This window comes from Cetobacterium sp., from assembly GCF_051653945.1.
Lineage (GTDB): Bacteria > Fusobacteriota > Fusobacteriia > Fusobacteriales > Fusobacteriaceae > Cetobacterium_A.
This window is the reverse complement of sequence record NZ_JBOFXD010000002.1, coordinates 1-17,083: the sequence shown is the minus strand read 5'-3', so window position 1 is coordinate 17,083 and position 17,083 is coordinate 1. Positions and strand designations below refer to the sequence as shown.

General features: G+C 29.2%; 18 protein-coding genes and 1 riboswitch. Of the genes, 8 read left to right on the top strand and 10 right to left on the bottom strand.

Annotation, left to right across the window (positions count from 1 at the left end; all coding sequences use genetic code 11):
- Positions 1 to 251: 251 nt before the first annotated feature.
- The 5 genes from ACRC8M_RS00165 (at position 252) to ACRC8M_RS00145 (ending at position 6,444) form a co-directional block, all read left to right on the top strand.
- Positions 252 to 1,223, top strand: coding sequence for a gluconeogenesis factor YvcK family protein (locus ACRC8M_RS00165; RefSeq protein ID WP_438527271.1), 972 nt, complete (start codon positions 252 to 254; stop codon positions 1,221 to 1,223).
- A 12-nt stretch (positions 1,224 to 1,235) separates the two neighbouring features.
- Positions 1,236 to 2,627, top strand: a complete 1,392-nt coding sequence (locus ACRC8M_RS00160) for an aminopeptidase (RefSeq protein ID WP_438527270.1) — start codon at positions 1,236 to 1,238, stop codon at positions 2,625 to 2,627.
- Between the two features lie 202 nt (positions 2,628 to 2,829).
- A riboswitch (cobalamin riboswitch) is annotated at positions 2,830 to 3,010 on the bottom strand.
- A 108-nt stretch (positions 3,011 to 3,118) separates the two neighbouring features.
- Positions 3,119 to 4,054, top strand: coding sequence for an NAD(P)H-dependent flavin oxidoreductase (locus ACRC8M_RS00155; RefSeq protein WP_438527269.1), 936 nt, complete (start codon positions 3,119 to 3,121; stop codon positions 4,052 to 4,054).
- A 96-nt stretch (positions 4,055 to 4,150) separates the two neighbouring features.
- On the top strand, positions 4,151 to 5,263 hold the full coding sequence (gene eutH / locus ACRC8M_RS00150) for an ethanolamine utilization protein EutH (RefSeq protein WP_438527268.1): 1,113 nt from the start codon (positions 4,151 to 4,153) through the stop codon (positions 5,261 to 5,263).
- Positions 5,264 to 5,268: 5 nt separating this feature from the next.
- A complete protein-coding gene (locus tag ACRC8M_RS00145; RefSeq protein ID WP_438527267.1) occupies positions 5,269 to 6,444 on the top strand; it encodes a M20 family metallopeptidase in 1,176 nt (391 codons plus the stop codon).
- Positions 6,445 to 6,492: 48 nt separating this feature from the next.
- On the opposite strand, the gene mscL is transcribed toward ACRC8M_RS00145, so the two are convergent.
- The 7 genes from mscL to ACRC8M_RS00110 form a co-directional block, all read right to left on the bottom strand.
- Entirely contained in the window at positions 6,493 to 6,885 is a 393-nt protein-coding gene (gene mscL, locus ACRC8M_RS00140; RefSeq protein WP_438527266.1) for a large-conductance mechanosensitive channel protein MscL, read from the bottom strand.
- Positions 6,886 to 6,910: 25 nt separating this feature from the next.
- Complete coding sequence (locus ACRC8M_RS00135) at positions 6,911 to 7,150, bottom strand: hypothetical protein (protein ID WP_438527265.1); 240 nt, start codon at positions 7,148 to 7,150, stop codon at positions 6,911 to 6,913.
- Positions 7,151 to 7,232: 82 nt separating this feature from the next.
- Entirely contained in the window at positions 7,233 to 8,564 is a 1,332-nt protein-coding gene (locus ACRC8M_RS00130; protein WP_438527264.1) for an MATE family efflux transporter, read from the bottom strand.
- Between the two features lie 83 nt (positions 8,565 to 8,647).
- The gene (locus ACRC8M_RS00125) at positions 8,648 to 9,400 is read right to left on the bottom strand and encodes a hypothetical protein (RefSeq protein ID WP_438527263.1); all 753 of its coding nucleotides are present in this window, start codon (positions 9,398 to 9,400) and stop codon (positions 8,648 to 8,650) included.
- Positions 9,401 to 9,450: 50 nt separating this feature from the next.
- Positions 9,451 to 10,146 carry a HesA/MoeB/ThiF family protein gene (locus ACRC8M_RS00120; RefSeq protein WP_438527262.1) on the bottom strand — a complete coding sequence of 232 codons (696 nt, stop codon included), beginning with the start codon at positions 10,144 to 10,146 and terminating at the stop codon, positions 9,451 to 9,453.
- Positions 10,146 to 10,367 (bottom strand): MoaD/ThiS family protein, encoded by a 222-nt coding sequence (locus ACRC8M_RS00115; RefSeq protein ID WP_438527261.1) that lies wholly within the window; start codon positions 10,365 to 10,367, stop codon positions 10,146 to 10,148. Before ACRC8M_RS00115 ends, ACRC8M_RS00120 begins: the two co-directional genes overlap by 1 nt.
- On the bottom strand, positions 10,361 to 12,166 hold the full coding sequence (locus tag ACRC8M_RS00110) for an aldehyde ferredoxin oxidoreductase family protein (RefSeq protein WP_438527260.1): 1,806 nt from the start codon (positions 12,164 to 12,166) through the stop codon (positions 10,361 to 10,363). Before ACRC8M_RS00110 ends, ACRC8M_RS00115 begins: the two co-directional genes overlap by 7 nt.
- A gap of 163 nt (positions 12,167 to 12,329) precedes the next feature.
- Here ACRC8M_RS00110 and ACRC8M_RS00105 point away from each other — a divergent pair, with 163 nt between their 5' ends.
- Positions 12,330 to 13,367, top strand: coding sequence for an AbrB family transcriptional regulator (locus tag ACRC8M_RS00105; protein ID WP_438527259.1), 1,038 nt, complete (start codon positions 12,330 to 12,332; stop codon positions 13,365 to 13,367).
- Between the two features lie 48 nt (positions 13,368 to 13,415).
- Here ACRC8M_RS00105 and ACRC8M_RS00100 read toward each other — a convergent pair whose 3' ends face one another.
- On the bottom strand, positions 13,416 to 14,009 hold the full coding sequence (locus ACRC8M_RS00100) for an HAD-IA family hydrolase (RefSeq protein WP_438527258.1): 594 nt from the start codon (positions 14,007 to 14,009) through the stop codon (positions 13,416 to 13,418).
- Between the two features lie 72 nt (positions 14,010 to 14,081).
- Positions 14,082 to 14,792, bottom strand: a complete 711-nt coding sequence (locus tag ACRC8M_RS00095) for a hypothetical protein (protein ID WP_438527257.1) — start codon at positions 14,790 to 14,792, stop codon at positions 14,082 to 14,084.
- A gap of 154 nt (positions 14,793 to 14,946) precedes the next feature.
- Here ACRC8M_RS00095 and ACRC8M_RS00090 point away from each other — a divergent pair, with 154 nt between their 5' ends.
- Both ACRC8M_RS00090 and ACRC8M_RS00085 read left to right on the top strand, forming a co-directional pair.
- Positions 14,947 to 15,159, top strand: a complete 213-nt coding sequence (locus ACRC8M_RS00090; RefSeq protein WP_438527256.1) for a hypothetical protein — start codon at positions 14,947 to 14,949, stop codon at positions 15,157 to 15,159.
- Positions 15,160 to 15,256: 97 nt separating this feature from the next.
- Entirely contained in the window at positions 15,257 to 15,979 is a 723-nt protein-coding gene (locus tag ACRC8M_RS00085; RefSeq protein ID WP_438527255.1) for an MBL fold metallo-hydrolase, read from the top strand.
- Positions 15,980 to 16,016: 37 nt separating this feature from the next.
- Here ACRC8M_RS00085 and ACRC8M_RS00080 read toward each other — a convergent pair.
- On the bottom strand, positions 16,017 to 17,083 hold a 1,067-nt coding region (locus ACRC8M_RS00080), incomplete at its 5' end, for an AbgT family transporter (RefSeq protein WP_438527254.1).

The following is a 17,083-nucleotide window of genomic DNA, read 5'->3' as shown; positions in this document are numbered from 1 at the left end:
TAAGTTATCTTTTAGTTTTTTTAACCCTTTAGGACTAAGCCCAAAAGGATTTATATTTGAACTAAAATCAATAAGTTGATTTTCATTAATCCCTAGTTTTTCTGATAGTTGATGAAGATTTGCTCCATGATTATTTTTCATAAAACCCCTCCATTATTTAAAATATATAACTATTTTAACAAATATAGTTTTTTTTTGCAAAAGAATGTTATAAAATATAGATATAATTAAAAATAAAAAGGGGAATAGTAATGAGAAATCCAAAAGTAGTAGTAATAGGAGGTGGAAGTGGACTTTCTGTAGTATTAAGAGGGTTAAAGCACTTTCCAATAGATGTAACAGCCATTGTTTCTGTTGCAGATAGCGGTGGAAGTAGTGGTATTTTAAAGAAAGAATTTAATATACCAGCACCAGGCGATTTAAGAAATGTAATGATAGCATTGAGTAATGTAGAGCCTTTAATAGAGGAAGTTTTTCAGTATAGATTCAGAGAAGACTCTTCAATAGGAGCTCATCCATTAGGAAATCTATTGATAACAGCAATGACAGAGATTACGGGAGATGTACAAGTCGCATTAAGAAGACTTAGAAAACTTTTTAACATTAATGGAAAAATACTTCCTGCAACTTTAGAAAAAATAGAGTTGATAGCAGAAAAAACAAGTGGAGGATTTGTATTTGGGGAATCAGATATACCAGTTTTAGGAGAAAAAATAAAAAGAGTTTTTTATGATGGAAAGGTAAATAGTCCAAAAGAAAATATAGAAGCTATTGAAGAGGCTGATTTAATTGTATTTTCAATAGGAAGTCTTTATACAAGTATTATTCCAAATTTACTTTTAGAAAATATGCAAGAGGCTTTAAAGAAGTCAAAAGCACAAAAAATTTATATATGCAATGCTGTGGGGCAAATGGGGGAAACAGAAAATTATAGTGTTGCAGATCATATAGAGTCAATAAATAGGCACGTAGGGTTTGATATGATTGATAAGGTGATAGTTGATTCTGTGGATATCCCTGAAGAGATACTTAAAAGGTATAGTGATGAAGGTAGTACACTTGTAGAATTAGATGAAGAAAGATTGAAAAAAATGAGAGTAAAAGTGATAAAGGAGCCTTTGATAAAAATAGATTCAGAAAAAAGAATTAGACATCTCTCATATAAGTTGGCAGCAGTTATTTATTCACAAATAGACAATCTTGAAAATTTTTATGATGAATAAAAGGAGGAGAAAATGTTATTAAAAAAAGAGAATGGGTGGAAAAACAGGGATTTGGAGAGGGAGAAGATATTTAATTTTTGTAAAGAATATAAAACTTCTTTGGATTTAGGAAAGACAGAGAGAGAATATGTGAGATTTGGTTTAGAATTAGCTAAAAAAAATGGCTTTGTATGTGCTAGTACAAAGGAGAAATTGGAAGCAGGGGATAAAGTTTATTATATAAACAGAGAAAAAAATTTAGTTTTAGTAGTGATAGGAAAAGAGGATATAAAGAAAGGGATAAATTATGTAGTTTCTCATATTGATTCTCCAAGGATAGATTTAAAGCAAAATCCATTATATGAAGAGTTAGAGCTAGCATATATGAAAACTCATTATTATGGCGGGATAAAAAAATATCAATGGGCATCAATACCTTTATCTTTACATGGTGTTGTTATTTTAGCTAATGGAGAAAGAAGGGATATTGTAATAGGAGAAAAAGAGGATGATCCTGTGTTTACAATACCAGATTTGTTACCACATTTAGCAGCAAAATATCAAGGGGATAGACAAACTTCAGAAGTCATAAAAGGTGAAGAGTTACAGATTATAGTCGGATCTATACCAACTGAAGTTAAAAATAGTGAAGTTAAAGAATTAATAAAATATCAAATTTTAGAAGAGCTAAACAGAACATATAATATGATAGAAGAGGACTTCATATCAGCAGAGTTTCAATTAGTTCCAGCTTTTAAAGCTAAAGATGTAGGGTTAGATAGATCTCTTATTGGAGCTTATGGTCAAGATGACAGGGTTTGTGGTTATACCTCATTGAGAGCAATATTAGACTTAAGTGGAACTCCAGTAAAAACAGCAGTTTGTTTTTTAGCAGATAAAGAGGAAACAGGTTCTCATGGATCAACAGGATTACAATCTAATTATTTAGAGTATTTTACAAGTGATTTAATCAGTAAAATTCAAGGAACATATAATGATTTAGATTTAAGAAAAACTCTTTGGAGTTCTAATGCATTATCATCAGATGTAAATGCAGCAATGGACCCTGTATTTAAAGGTGTTCATGAACCTCAAAATGCAGCAAAACTAAATTATGGGATTGTTGTAACCAAGTTTACAGGAGCTAGGGGTAAAAGTGGAACAAATGATGCAGATGCAGAGTATGTGTGGAGCATAAGAAATCTATTAAATACTCATGGAATTACTTGGCAAATTGGTGAATTAGGTAGAGTTGATGAAGGTGGAGGGGGAACAGTTGCTATGTTTTTAGCTGAAGTAGGAATAAAAACGATAGATGTGGGTCCAGCACTATTAGCAATGCACTCACCATTTGAAGTATCATCAAAATTAGATATATATGAAACTTATAGAACGTACAAAGTCTTTTTTGAAAAAATGATTTAAAAAATAGGAAAGCTCTCTATTCTAGACAACATTTCTAGATTAGAGAGCTTTTAAAAGTTTGTTTAAAAGTTTGTTTTGTTTTTATAAAAGTTTTTTTAGTTTGTTTTCCTTATAGTCAAAAAAATTGATGTTATTAAAAATATTTATATAGACTTAAGGAAAAAAATGCCAAAATTTCATCATATTTAGTTCCTCCCTCGAAGATAATTCACTAAAGATAAATATCCTGACTCTTTTCATCCTACTCGTAAACCTTCCCAGAAATAAATCCAGTGGTATAAAAATACTTTCGTCCAAATTACAGTGGCGGGGCCGTAGAGGAATTAAACCTCATTTCCTTATCTAAGTGTCCTGTTATATTATTTAACATTAATATGAATATACTCTATATATTGTTTAAAGTCAAGGGTGAAATTTAAATAAAAAAAGTTTCCATTTTTTGATAACATGTGTTATTATAACAAGTGTTATTATACTTGGAGGTGAATTAAGTGAAAATAGGAGATTTAAATATAGAGGTACCAATTATTCAAGGAGGAATGGGGATTAGAGCATCAATGTCAAGATTAGCATCAGCAGTAGCAAATCAAGGAGGAGTTGGTGTTATATCAGGAACAGCTATTCCAGCAGAGGAGTTTAGAGAAGAAATAAGAAAAGCGAAAGAGATGATAATAGAAAAAGGCGGAGCACTAGGAGTAAACATAATGGTTGCCGCATCAAATTTTGCAGAAGCAGTAAAAGTATCAATAGAAGAAAAAGTTGATATGATAATTTGTGGAGCAGGATTTTCAAGAGATATATTTGAAACTGTAAAAGGAACAGGAGTAAAAATAATTCCTATAGTTTCAAGTTTAAAACTAGCTAAAATAGCTGAAAAATTAGGTGCAGATGCTATTGTAGTTGAGGGTGGAAATGCAGGTGGGCATTTAGGAACAGATAAAGATTCTTGGGATATAGTTGAAGAGATTGTAAAAGGTGTTTCAATTCCAGTTTTTGGAGCAGGAGGGGTAATTACACCAGAAGATGCAGAAAGAATGATGGCCTTAGGTGTAGATGGAGTTCAAATGGGAAGTAGATTTATAGCAACTGAAGAGTGTGAGGTAAGTCAAGAATTTAAAGAGATATATGTTAATTCAAAAGAGGGAGATGTGGTTCAGATTATGAGTTCTGCAGGTCTTCCAGCAAATGCTATAGTATCGCCATATGTAAAAAGGGTTATTAATGAAGAAAAACTAACTCCTAAAAAATGTACAAGTTGTTTAAAAAAATGTAGTAGAAAGTTTTGTGTAAAAGATAGTTTAATAAAAGGACATGAAGGGGATTCTCTAGAAGGAATTTTCTTTGCAGGAAAAGATGCATGGAAAATTAATGAGATTTTATCAGTAAAAGAAGTCTTTGATTTATTTAGAAGTAAAGTTATAAAATAACATAAAAATAAATAGAAATCTAGTGCGTTAGTACTAGATTTTTTTATTATTCATGATATAATCAATTGATAAAAATAGGAATTAGGAGGATTAAAGTTGAAAGTTATATTTTTTATTCTAACTTTTTTTGCGGTTTTAGGAGCATTAGATAGATGTTTTGGAAATAAATTGGGATATGGAAAAAGATTTCAAGAGGGAGTATGCACAGCAGGACCTCTAATACTAGCTATGTTAGGAATCTTATCGATAAGCCCATTGATATCAAAATTTTCAAAGCCATTCGTTGAAAAACTTTACTTTTTAACTGGAATTGATCCCTCAATATATATAAATTCAATTTTAGCAACAGATATGGGTGGATATTTTTTAGCGAAAGATTTAGCAATAAATAAAGAGTTAATTGATTTTTCAGGAATAATATTAGGGTCAATGTTAGGAACAGTAGTAATTTTTACAATGCCTGTAGCTTTTGGAATTATTGATGATTTATCAAAAGAAAATTTTTCTAAAGGAATATTGAGTGGAGTAGCTACAATTCCTTTAGGATGTTTTGTGGCAGGAGTGATTATGGGTCTTGATATGATTTTAATTATTCATAATTTAATTCCAGTAATGATTTTCTCAGGAATCATTTGTATGGGACTGTGGTTTTTTCCAGAGAAAACTTGTAAATTATTTGATAGATTTGGTAAGGGAATGACAATAGTAATAACTTTAGGATTAGTTTTAACTATTATAGAAACTATGTTTGGATATTCAATAATTGAAGGATTAAATCCTATAGACGAAAGTATGAAGATAGTTACAAGAGTTGCCTTGACTTTAAGCGGAGCTTATCCATTGTTATATTTTATAGAGAAATATTTCAAAGAAACTTTAAAAAAAATGGGTTCTTTATTAGGAATAGATGAGAGTGGAACTGCTGGTTTTATGGCTTCTTTAGTGAGTAGTATACCAATGTTTGGAATTTTTAATAAAATGGATAACAATAGTAAAATAATAAATAGTGCATTTGCAGTAGCAGGTTCATATGTTTTTGGAGGACAATTAGGATTTGTAGCAGGAGTTTCTCCTGATAATATACTGCCTTTTATTGCAGGAAAATTAGTGGCTGGATTTAGTGCTATTTATCTGGCTAAAACTATGTTTATTAATAAAAAAGAGAAAAATAAAAGCTTTGTATTAAATAAAAATTTCAAAATAAACTAGGAGGGATGAATTTGGAAAAAATTATATTAGAATTAAAAGAAAGATATATGGATATTTTTGAAGAATTAAAAGATTTAAATAGTTATCTTTTTGAAAATCCAGAATTAGGTTTAAAAGAGTTTAAGGCAAGAGATAAACATTGTGAAATTTTAAGTAAATATGGATTTTTTATAGAGAAAGGTTATTGTGGAGTTGAGACAGCCTTTTTAGCAAATTATGTAGGAGAAAAGCCTGGACCAAGAATAGCGTACTTAGCTGAGTATGATGCACTTCCAGAGATAGGTCATGGATGCGGTCATAATATTTTAGGAGTAACTAGTAGTGCTGCAGGGATACTTTTAAGAGAGTTTGTAAATATATATGGTGGAGAAGTATTGGTTGTTGGAACACCAGCTGAAGAAACAGATGGTGCAAAGGTAGCTATGGTTAAATCTGGAGCATTTGATAATATTGACGTTGCTATGATAGTTCATCCCACAAGTGGAAATTTACATCTAAGAAGCAGTTCAAGTCAAGCTATGGAAGCTCTAAAGTTTACATTTAGAGGAAAAACTTCTCATGCAGCGGGATCTCCTCACTTAGGAATAAATGCTTTAGATGGTGTAATTACTTTATTTAATACAATAAATGCATTGAGACAACAGATATTACCAACTGATAGAGTACATGGAATTATAACAAAAGGTGGAGAAGCTGCTAATATAATTCCAGATTTAGCTGTGGCTAATTTTTATGTAAGATCAAGAAATAAAAATGAGTTGGATATCCTTTTAGAAAAAGTATTAAATTGTGCTAAAGGTGCTGCAATTTCTTCAGGAACTAAATTAGAAATAGAAAACTATGAAACAAGTTTTTTAGATTTAATAACAAATAAAACTTTAATGAATCTTTATGAGGAAAGCTTGAAAGATATAGGAATAACTGAAATGAAAGATTCGGAAGATAGTGGGTCTACTGATGCGGGGGATGTAAGTCATGTATGTGCAACAATTCATCCATATTTACCTTTATATAAAGAAGTGATTAGTCATAGTAGAGAATTAGCACAATGTACAATTGAAGAGGGAGCTTATAAAGGGATGGAAGAAGCCGTGTTAGCTCTTACTTTAACAGGGATAAAAATATTAAAAAGTGAAAAAATATTGGATGAAATAAAATTAGAGTTTGATAACAATAAATAATAGAAAAGGATTGTCATATCTACGACAATCCTTTTCTTATGTTTAAAGTTATTTTTTAGCTAAAAGATCTCTGATTTCTGTTAATAAAATCTCCTCTTTACTAGGACCAGAAGCAGGAGGGGCCTCCTCTTTTTTACGAAGATGATTGATTCCTTTAACTATTAAAAAGATACAAAATGCAATTATAGTAAAATCAGTAATCGACTGGATAAAGTTACCATATCGTATAGCTGTTTCAGGTATAGTTCCTTGAGCAGGACTAATAACATACTTCAAATTATTAAAATTGACTCCACCTAAGAATATACCAATAATGGGCATTAAAATATCATTAACAATAGAACTAACAATTTTTCCAAAAGCACCACCAATGATAACACCAATGGCTAAATCTACAGCATTTCCTTTTATAGCAAAATCTTTAAATTCCTTTAAAAACATAATAGCCTCCTTAATTACAGCAAGATTAAGAGATTTCAATAGCCTTAATTACATCACAATCAAGAGCATTGCGATATAGACCTAATACTGTAGGAATTCCATCAGATTCATCAGCTTTAGACACCATAAACTCTTTGATTCTAATTTTATGGCATTTTTTACATTTATATATATAGTATAATTGACTCATTTCGTTTCCGTAATCATCAGTAAAATTTTTCTTCGCTAATCCTAAGAATTCAAAATCGTGTACAAAGTGTAGCATAGATTTCCCTCCTTTTATTATAAAAGTATTATGTTAAATATATACTAAATAAAAGTTAATTTCTTTTTCTAACTAAAAAAAATTATAAGATTTTTCTATTTTTCTTTTTCAATGTTATTGCAGCACCTGTTATAAATGTCATGAAGTCTGCAAAAGGTAAAGAAAGCCAAACGCCATCAACTCCTATAAAATCAGGTAAAGTAAATATGCCAATAATAATAAATACAAAGCTTCTTCCAAAAGATAGAATATTAGCAAAAGTAGATTTTTCCATAGATTGAAGATAGGATATATTTATAAAGTTAGCTCCCAAGAAAATAACGGCTGAGGAATAGATTAAAAGACCTCTAGAAGCAAGAGTAATTAACTCTATATCACCGTTAAAGAATTCTATAATAAAATTTCTTTCAAAATAAACAAAAGAAAGGATTGATAAAGCAACTATTAAAGAGATTTTATGTCCTAAAACTAGAGTTGCTTTAATTCGATCTCGATGTTTGGCACCAAAATTGTAACTAATAATTGGTTGTATTCCCTGAGCTAAACCATTAAAAATCATTCTAAAAACATAAAAAATATATGCAATTATACTAAAAGCGGCAACCCCAATTTCTCCAGTTAAAATCATTAAAGTAGAGTTAAATAAAATTGTAATAATAGCAACAGCAAACTCTAAAATAAATGATGAGAAGCCGTTTGAACAGATTCTTTTTATAATTTGTAAGTTTAAAGTTTCTTTCATAAATTTTATATTACAGTCTTTTTTGAAGAAATATGAAAGTAAAAATAATGCAGATGACATTTGAGCAATTCCAGTAGCATAAGCAGCACCGTACATTCCCCACTTGAATTTAATTATAAATAAAGCATCTAGTGCGATATTAACAATCGCTCCTATTCCCATAGAAGCCATAGCGAAATTTGGACTATTATTGTTTCTAACAACTGCATTTAAGGATATAGAAAGCATAAAAAATATACTAAAAATAACTCCAGGAATTAAATAAGCTTTGGTTAAATAGAAGAGTTTCTCACTGCTTCCAAGTAAGAAAATTATTTTATCTTGAAAAATAAGAGTTAATGAACAAATAATAATATATGAGATGATATTTAAAATAATCATATGCGAAAAGTATCGGTTAACTTCTTTTAAATTTCCTTCTCCTTGCTTTATAGAAATAACTGTTGCACCACCAGTTCCAAACATCAAACTTAAAGCGATAGTCAGTGTGATAACGGGATAAGCTAAGTTTATAGCAGCTAAACCATCTCCACCAATTCCTCTACCAATAAAAATACCATCAACAATAACATAGAAAGCTGATATTAACATTCCCATAACAGCAGGAAAAGAAAAATTAAAAAATAACCTACTTATAGAATCTTTTTCTAAATCAATTGAACCAAATTTCATTATTAACTCCTTTTAAAATTTTTACGCTGAGGTAGATTATAACATAAAAAAAAGAGACTGGTAAGTCTCTTTTTAAATTACTTTTAAGCTATAAAAATTGGAGTATTAACATGCTCTAAAATGTTTAATCCCATACGATTAGTTATTTTTTCAAAGAAGAAGGAGTGACTAAGATTTCCCATGATTAAAAGTGAAGTTTTATTAAGTTCAAAATAAAAATCCTCAATATCATCTAAAGGTGAAGAGAAACCTCTTAAATTTGGTAGCACTCCTTTATCATGAATAAGTTCAAGTAGAGTATGCTCATTTTTCTTATAATTCCATGTAAAAACATCAAATTTTTCAATATCTGTAGTTGAAAATAAGGTAAGAAAATTATATACACTTTTATTAACTTTTATTCCATCATCAGACACAATACCGATATTTTCAAAACTTAAAGGCTTTCCTCTTAAGATTATAATTGGTCTATAGATAGTTTTTAAAACTTCTAAAAAAAGATCTCCTAAAAATAGTCCCTCTTGATAAACAAGAAGATCGTTTAATCTTAAAAGATTTTTTAAATTTTCTGTAGTAACTTGAATAATAGTTAGTAGATGAGCATTTAACTTGTGTTCAATTAACTTTTCCTTTGTTTTGTCTAAAAAATCATCTTGAAGCTCAGAAAAATCTTCAAGAAGATTTGCTGAGTCTTCAGAATTGTTAATAAAAGGATTTACATTTAATGCATAAACAGGAGTTATCTCAAAACCAAATTCTTTTTTTAATGAAAGACAACTTTCAATTATTAAATTAAGATCATCTCCACTTTTAAAAATAACAAGTGCTTTTTTCATAAAAACCTCCAAATATATTGATATCTATAAATTAATTTATTGAAAATGGTTCAACTTTCCTTTTTAATTTCAAAAGAAATCCATTGAATTTCAAAAATATCCATATCTATATAATAAAAACCATGAGTTTTTATTACTTTTTTTAAAATTAATTTAAGAAAAAGATTTATTTGTAAAGATGCTACAGTTGATACTACAAAACAAAGATTTCCAGTTTTGTTTTCCACTCCTTTAATATTTTTTTTTGGATAAATTTGTTTTAATAGGGGAGAGTTAGGTAAAATACAACTAACTTGTCCAAAATATCCTGCGACTGATCCATAAATAAGAGGTATATTGAAAATTTGACATTGTTCTTCAATATTAAATTTAGTAATTATATTATCACAGCAATCAAAAACAATATCTGTATCTTTAAAAATAGTATTGAAGCAACACTCTTCAAATTTATAGTTGAAAATTTCTATATCGATTAAAGAATTAATAGAGTTAATATATTTTTTCCCCTCAAAAACTTTAGAGGAACCAATGTTTTTTTCTGTTGATAAAAGTTGGCGATTTAAATTAGTGGTATCAAAATTATCAAAATCTACGAGTTTAATCTTTTTTACTCCTAGTCGAGCTAAAGAGTCTAAAACAAATCCACCAAGTCCCCCAATCCCAATGACTAAAATAGTTTTTTGATTTATAATATCTTGTTCAAATTCACTTAATGAGTCAAAATTTTTAATGTATCTTTTTTCCATTAGCCACCACCAACAGGTGGAAAGATTGAAATAACATCTTCATCACAAAGTTTTGTATCTAGAGAACAATGAAAGCCATTGATTAAAAATATAGATACTTGATCTTGTGAAATATTGAAAAGTTTAAGAAGCTGAGTTCCTGTAATATCTTGATAAAATGGTATTTTTATAATGTTTTCTCTGCCATATCTAAGAGTAGCAAAAAAGCGAATCTCTAGCATAACTCTTCTAATCCCAACTTGTGTAGAGTTTCTTTTGTTGGAAAAGCATTTTCCCAGCCACGAGCTTTATAATATTCAGGAAGCATTATATCAAGTTTACTTTTAAGTCCTTTAGAAGGGCCATCTACAATAGCTTCTTTTAAAAGACGTTTAGGAAGTTGGTCGTCTTCAGGTTTCATTCCAGCTCTTTTATTGAAAACTCTTTCTAAATTATAGATTCGTTCACCAGTATCCAAAAGTGATGTTATAGTGTGTTCAGTACCAGTAGCAGCATTTAAGAAGTTAGTATAATCCTCTGCATTAAGAGCAAAAGAAGTGAATAGACACATTCCCATAGAATCAATAACAGCAGTTAAATCCTGGAATATTTTAGTCCAAGATGCCTTGTTATCTGTAACAGTTCGATCTAATAATTCAGGATGAGCTAAAATTTCAGGAGATATCATATACCCTCTAACATGACATCCTCCACGATTACTAGTAGCATAATTTAAACCAATTCCCTGTATTCCACGAGCATCATATGCAGGAAGCTCTTGTTTTTTTACAGACATTGATAACTCAGGATGACCATAATGTTCACATAATCTTTGTGAACCTAAAGCCATTAATTTACCAAGAGAAGTTTCTCCAAATCCAATTCTTTTTGTCCATTCAACTACAGCAATTTTACTTCCAAATTTTAAAGGAATACCTTCACAATCATTTTCAGAAATAAGACCTTTTTCATATAGTTCCATTCCAGCAGCTATGGTACAAGGGACAGAGATTGCGTCTAATCCAAGCTCGTTGCACCAAAAATTAGCTTCATTAATTGTAGGTATATCGTAGACTCCACAATTACCCCCATATGCCCATAAAGTTTCATATTCAGGCCCACCAATCTCTTTGCCTTCTCGTTCTACAACTCGTCCACAACCTATTGGACATCGATGGCAGTTATATGTTCTTTTTAAATATTTTTCAGTAAGAGTTTCTCCACTTATATTTTCTGCAGTTTCAGAATATGATCCTTGCCAATTATTTGTAGGAAAACTTCCTGTTTCATTTATAATATTTACAAGAACAGCAGTTCCGTAGGTAGGAAGACCAGTACCAGTCACACCATCTTCTTTTATTTTTTTCATCGCTATAATTAATTCTTTTCTCAGAGCATCAGGATCATTAACAGGTATTGAGCTTCTAGAGGAGTTAACAACAATCGCTTTTAAATTTTTAGATCCCATAACAGCTCCTACCCCAGATCTTCCAGCAGCTCGATCACTATCATTTATAATAGCTGCCATTAGAGAAAGAGTTTCTCCACCAGGACCAATATTTAAAACAGAGGCTTGAGGATAGGTTTCTTTGAAAAAATTATTAGTTTCAGTACTAGTCTTTCCCCAAACATGATGTGCATCTAAAATCTCGACTTTATCATCATTAATATATAAGTATTTAGGAGTACTACTTTTTCCCTCTATAATAATACCGTCAAATCCTGAATACTTTAGTTTTGCTCCCCATTCACCACCTGAGTTAGAGCAAGCAATCATACCAGTAAGAGGAGATTTTGTAACAACAACGTACCTTCCGCCTGTTGGAACAGACGCTCCAGTAACAGGTCCAGTCATAATAACTAATTTATTCTCCCTTGATAAAGGATCAATAGTAGGATTGATTTCATCTAAAAGGATTTTACTACCTAACCCTCTTGCACCAATAAATTTTTTAGCAGTTTCTAAATTTAAAGTCTCTACTTTTATTTCATTGGTTGTTAGATTGATTCTCAATAATTTTTCATTGTATGACGTTTTCATAAATATATACCTCCCTATAAATTATATTGTAATGATAACAGAAATCTATTATTGCGAGTATACCCCATAAATAACTAATTATCAATAGAATAAGCTAAGAAAAAATATATCTTTTTTAAGAAGTATGATAAGATAAATTTAACAATATTGTTTGGAGGGAATAATGGGTTTTTTAATGACTATAATTGTAGCTGTAGTTGGAGGGAAAATTGGTTTAAAACTAAAAATACCAGCAGGAGCTATGATTGGATCAATGATTTTGGTTTCAATATTTAATTTATTTTCAGGCAAAGCTGTGATGCCACAAGAATATAAGATACTAACTCAAATAGCAACAGGGGCATTTATTGGTGCAAGAATAGAAAAAAATGATATTTTGGGATTAAAGGAAGTATTTAAACCTGCTATATTAATAGTTAGTTGTATGGCGGTAATGAACTTTATTTTAGGATATATTTTATATAAAAATTCAGTATTGGATTTAACGACTGCATTATTTGCAACTGCTCCTGGTGGGATGATGGATATGACTCTAATTGCTCATGAATTAAATGCTGATTCAGCTAAAGTTGTAATGTTTCAGTTAATTAGATTAATATCTGTAATTGGAGTTATTCCCATTTTTTTGAAAAAAATAATAAGAAAAAAAGGTGAGAGTGAAGTAATAAAAATCTATGAAAAAAATAAAATTAATAAGAAAAATAGTTTAGAGAATATAATCTTAACAATAGTTGTTGGAATTGTAATAGGATATATAGGATATTTATCAAAAGTACCAGCAGGAGCATTAAGTTTTTCTATGGTTGGAGTTGGAATATTTAATATTTTTTTTAATAGAGGAGTTATGCCAATTCCTTTGAGACAATTAATTCAGATGTTTGGAGGGGCTTTAATAGGAACTAAAGTATCTTTAAATGATGTTTTAGAAATGGGACAATTATTGCATCTAGTTGTAATTGTTATTGTAGGTTTTTTGTTTATGAATATTATTATTGGTTTAATAGTTTATAAATCAAGTAATTTCAATATAGCAACATCCCTTTTTTCAGCAGCACCAGGAGGAGTATCAGATATTTCCATTATTGCAAGCGAAATGGGAGCAGATACTCCAAAAGTTGCAATTATACAGTTGATGAGATTGGTATCGATTGTAAGTTTTTATCCTATATTAATCCAAATTATTGTGAAGGTAATAAAATAATAAAAAAGAACTCTAAAAAATCAGAGTTCTTTTTATTATATTTTAAAATTAAAGTAATGGCTTAATTGAATTTTCAAGTTCATCACAATTTGTAAATAATAAACTATGGAAACCTATTTTTTTGGCTTCTTCAATATTATCAAAGTTATCGTCTATAAATATTGTTTCACTAGGGTCTAAATTATATTTTGAAAGAAGAATTGCATATATAAAATGATCGGGTTTCAAAGTATTAACTTGATATGATATTACTCCACCATTTCCAATTCTTAAAAAATCATGTTTATTGTACATTTTCTCATAAATATCTTTTTGAAAGTTAGAAAGATAATAAATATTGTATCCATAATCTTTTAATGATTTTAAGAGATTGACATTTGCTTCGATTGGAACAAGCATTTCGTGCCATTTATCAAGAATAGTAGATATCTCTTTTTTTAAATCTGGAGCTTTTGTCTTAAAAATATTTTCAGCAACTTCATAATCGATAGAGCCACGATCTAACTCTTTCCATTCGTCGCTTAAAAAAATTAACTTGTATAATCTCTCTTCGATATTTTTTTCAAATCCTAATCCTTTTAAAAATTCTTGTGGCTGAAAATCTAGCAGAACATTACCAATATCAAATACTATATTTTTCATAATGCCTCCTTTAAAAAATAATTTAGGGTTACTATAAACATACCTCATAAATAAAAAAACATCAATAGTAATTTATAAAAAATCTTTTTCTTTTACAAAAAGCTTTTTTATATTTTTTAAAGTTCCAAAAATAATTATTTTATCACCATTTTCTAAAATACTTTCACCAGTTACACCGATAGATATATCATCATTTTTTATAATAGTTAGAATTTGGAGAGTATAGTTTAAACGAATGTTAGAGTTTTTTAATTGGACTTGAGATAATTCTTCAGGAAGATTTGTGATTGTAACTTCAGCAATAACTTCAGTTTTAAAAACTCCAAGAATCATTATCGGATTATGCTGATTTTTAAACATTGCTTTAATACCGATTTTGCTTATAAAGCGATCGAAATTATTTTTTACAAAATTAACTTTTAAAAGAGAATACCAGATGATAATAAGTGCAATTATTGCTATAAGAACTTTAACAATTAAATGAAAAACATTTCCATCAGTCAATCTCATAAAAAAATTTATAACCATCGAAACAATTGTAACAGAAAATATATAACCAAAAAGAATTGTTACAAAAGCCAATTTTCTTCGTTTTCTAGAGGATGTAATAAGTTCACTTTCGGCAGTTGTAAAACCACAAGTTGTTAACATAGATATAACTTGGAAACGAGCAGTTTCTTCTGTAAGTCCAGTAAGTCTAAATAAAATAGTAAATATCTCACAAATTAAAAGATAGGTTAACATTAAGCTAAAAAATGCTAATATTGCGAAATCAGTACTCATAACACCACCTTTAAAATTTATTTAATTAAAATAAGTATGATATATTAAATACTATCAAAAAAATGAAATCCTTTTTAATTAAATAGAAAATTCAATAATATTTAAATAAATAATATGCTATAATAAAATTAAAAAAATGGTTAGGAGTCAGATAATGAAAAAACTAATATTATTTATAGCTGTATTATCATTGATTGGTTGTATGAAAAAAGAAGTTAAATTTGGAGATGAAAATTTAGAGTTAAAAGGAACTAAGTTGTATTATAAAGATAAGTTATTTACAGGTTTTATTACTCAAGAAGTTCCTTTCACTGATAAAATTATAAAAATAGAGTATGCAAATGGAGTTATAAAAACAGAAAAATAAAAAAGATATCCTCAAGATATCTTTTTTTATTTAAAAGGAATACTACGATATTTTTAGAAAAAATATATAAGTAAATTTTGGGGAGGATGAGGGTCTTATGGAGTTTAAGTTTAAATTTTTAGGTAAAACTTGTTGGTTTTTAGAAGTTGATAAAAAATTTAAAATCGGTTGTAATCCATCATTTATTTTAAAAAAAAATAGTGATATTAAATTAATCTCTCCTATGGATGATTCTTTTAAAAATATAAAGCTTTGGCTAATTACAGAGTGTAATTCAGATTCTTTTGACGAAGAAGGAGTTAAGGTTATAGAAGATGAAGCTAAGATTATCTCAAGGAAGGAGTGTGGAAAATATTTACGAGATAAAAAAAATGCAAACATCTATTTTGTAGATTGGTTTAAAAAAATAGATTTAGAGATAAAAGGATATAAAATAATAGTTGAAGTTATTCCCACTTATAAAGGTGGTGGATTTTTATCAAATCCTGTATTGGGAAAAGCGAACGGATATCTTGTAACTATAATTGATAAAATTGGTAAAATAAAGAGAATTTATGTTACGGGAGAAACAATTTATCAGGAGAATATAATAAAAACGTTGATATATTATCCTATAGATATTATGATTGCAAATATAGGACATATAAAAAATAGTTATTTTGGTGGAGAAAAAAGCATGGATTTAGTTATGCTAAATAGCTTTATAAGAACATTAAATCCAACTGAGGTAATAACTATTTTTTCAAAAGGTGAGAGTTCTAGAAAAGAAATGAAAAAATATATAGATTTAATTGAAGTTGGGGAAGAAAAAGACATATAAAAAAGGATGAAGAGATTTTTCTTCATCCTTTTATTTTTTACATAAACATGCTAACTCCAGGTCCAATAGGTAATCCTAGATAAGTCCATGCAATAAACATAATTGACCATCCGATTAAGAATACTAATGAATATGGAAGCATCATTGCAATAATAGTTCCAATTCCCATAGATCCTTCTTTCTCTTCATATTTAGATGCAAATCCAACTATGATAGGGAAATATGACATTAGAGGAGAGATTATATTAGTAGTTGAATCTCCAATTCTATATGCTAGTTGAGTATACTCAGGAGTTAATCCTAATTCAACAAACATAGGGATGAAAACAGGAGAAAGCATTAACCACTTAGAAGAAGCTCCACCAATAAATAGATTAACAAACGCAGTTAAGAATATTAATCCTACAGCTGCCCAAATTCCAGATATTCCAAGATCTTTTAAAATATCTGCTAATTTAACAGCGATAACAATTCCTATGTTTGATTTAGAGAAAACATATACGAATTGAGCAGAAACGAATATAATAACCAAAACTTGTCCACAAGAAGCCATTGCTTTAGTCATTGACTTAATAACATCTTTGTGTGATTTTACAGTCTTTGCTGCAATACCATAAGCAAGTCCTGGAATAAAGAATGCTAACATAAGTATATAAACGATAGAATCACTGAAGAAAGGCTTTAAAATCTCCATAGTTCCAGGTTCTCTATTATTTTCGGCTATGAACTTTGTAATTTCTTCAGAAGTTAATCTGAAAATAGCATTTTCAGGAATAACCATAAGTAAAATTACAAGAATAAATCCAATTGTAGCTAATCCAGCAGCTCTTAATCCATTTTTCTCTTCAGGACTAATTTGATCATTTAAGTTAATATCAACTTTAGGACCTTTGTAATCTCCTAGTCTAGGTTCAACAACTTTATCAGTTATCCAAGCTCCAACAGCTGTTATAAAGAATGTAGAAGCAAACATAAAGAAGAAGTTTGCAGTTGGAGTAACAGAGTATCCAGGTAAAACAATTTGTGCTGCAGATGTTGTAATTCCTCCAAGTAATGGGTCAGTAGTACCGATTAAAAGGTTAGCAGAGAATCCACCAGAAACTC

Bases quoted from the DNA above. Each gene is read 5' to 3' on its own strand.
- mscL (WP_438527266.1), bottom strand. From the start codon at position 6,885: ATGTTTTTAAAGGAATTTAAAGATTTTGCTATAAAAGGAAATGCTGTA.
- ACRC8M_RS00160 (WP_438527270.1), top strand. From the start codon at position 1,236: ATGTTATTAAAAAAAGAGAATGGGTGGAAAAACAGGGATTTGGAGAGG.
- ACRC8M_RS00165 (WP_438527271.1), top strand. From the start codon at position 252: ATGAGAAATCCAAAAGTAGTAGTAATAGGAGGTGGAAGTGGACTTTCT.
- ACRC8M_RS00145 (WP_438527267.1), top strand. From the start codon at position 5,269: ATGAATTTGGAAAAAATTATATTAGAATTAAAAGAAAGATATATGGAT.
- ACRC8M_RS00085 (WP_438527255.1), top strand. From the start codon at position 15,257: ATGGAGTTTAAGTTTAAATTTTTAGGTAAAACTTGTTGGTTTTTAGAA.
- ACRC8M_RS00105 (WP_438527259.1), top strand. From the start codon at position 12,330: ATGGGTTTTTTAATGACTATAATTGTAGCTGTAGTTGGAGGGAAAATT.
- ACRC8M_RS00125 (WP_438527263.1), bottom strand. From the start codon at position 9,400: ATGAAAAAAGCACTTGTTATTTTTAAAAGTGGAGATGATCTTAATTTA.
- ACRC8M_RS00130 (WP_438527264.1), bottom strand. From the start codon at position 8,564: ATGAAATTTGGTTCAATTGATTTAGAAAAAGATTCTATAAGTAGGTTA.
- ACRC8M_RS00110 (WP_438527260.1), bottom strand. From the start codon at position 12,166: ATGAAAACGTCATACAATGAAAAATTATTGAGAATCAATCTAACAACC.
- ACRC8M_RS00135 (WP_438527265.1), bottom strand. From the start codon at position 7,150: ATGCTACACTTTGTACACGATTTTGAATTCTTAGGATTAGCGAAGAAA.
- ACRC8M_RS00120 (WP_438527262.1), bottom strand. From the start codon at position 10,146: ATGGAAAAAAGATACATTAAAAATTTTGACTCATTAAGTGAATTTGAA.
- ACRC8M_RS00100 (WP_438527258.1), bottom strand. From the start codon at position 14,009: ATGAAAAATATAGTATTTGATATTGGTAATGTTCTGCTAGATTTTCAG.
- ACRC8M_RS00095 (WP_438527257.1), bottom strand. From the start codon at position 14,792: ATGAGTACTGATTTCGCAATATTAGCATTTTTTAGCTTAATGTTAACC.
- ACRC8M_RS00090 (WP_438527256.1), top strand. From the start codon at position 14,947: ATGAAAAAACTAATATTATTTATAGCTGTATTATCATTGATTGGTTGT.
- ACRC8M_RS00115 (WP_438527261.1), bottom strand. From the start codon at position 10,367: ATGCTAGAGATTCGCTTTTTTGCTACTCTTAGATATGGCAGAGAAAAC.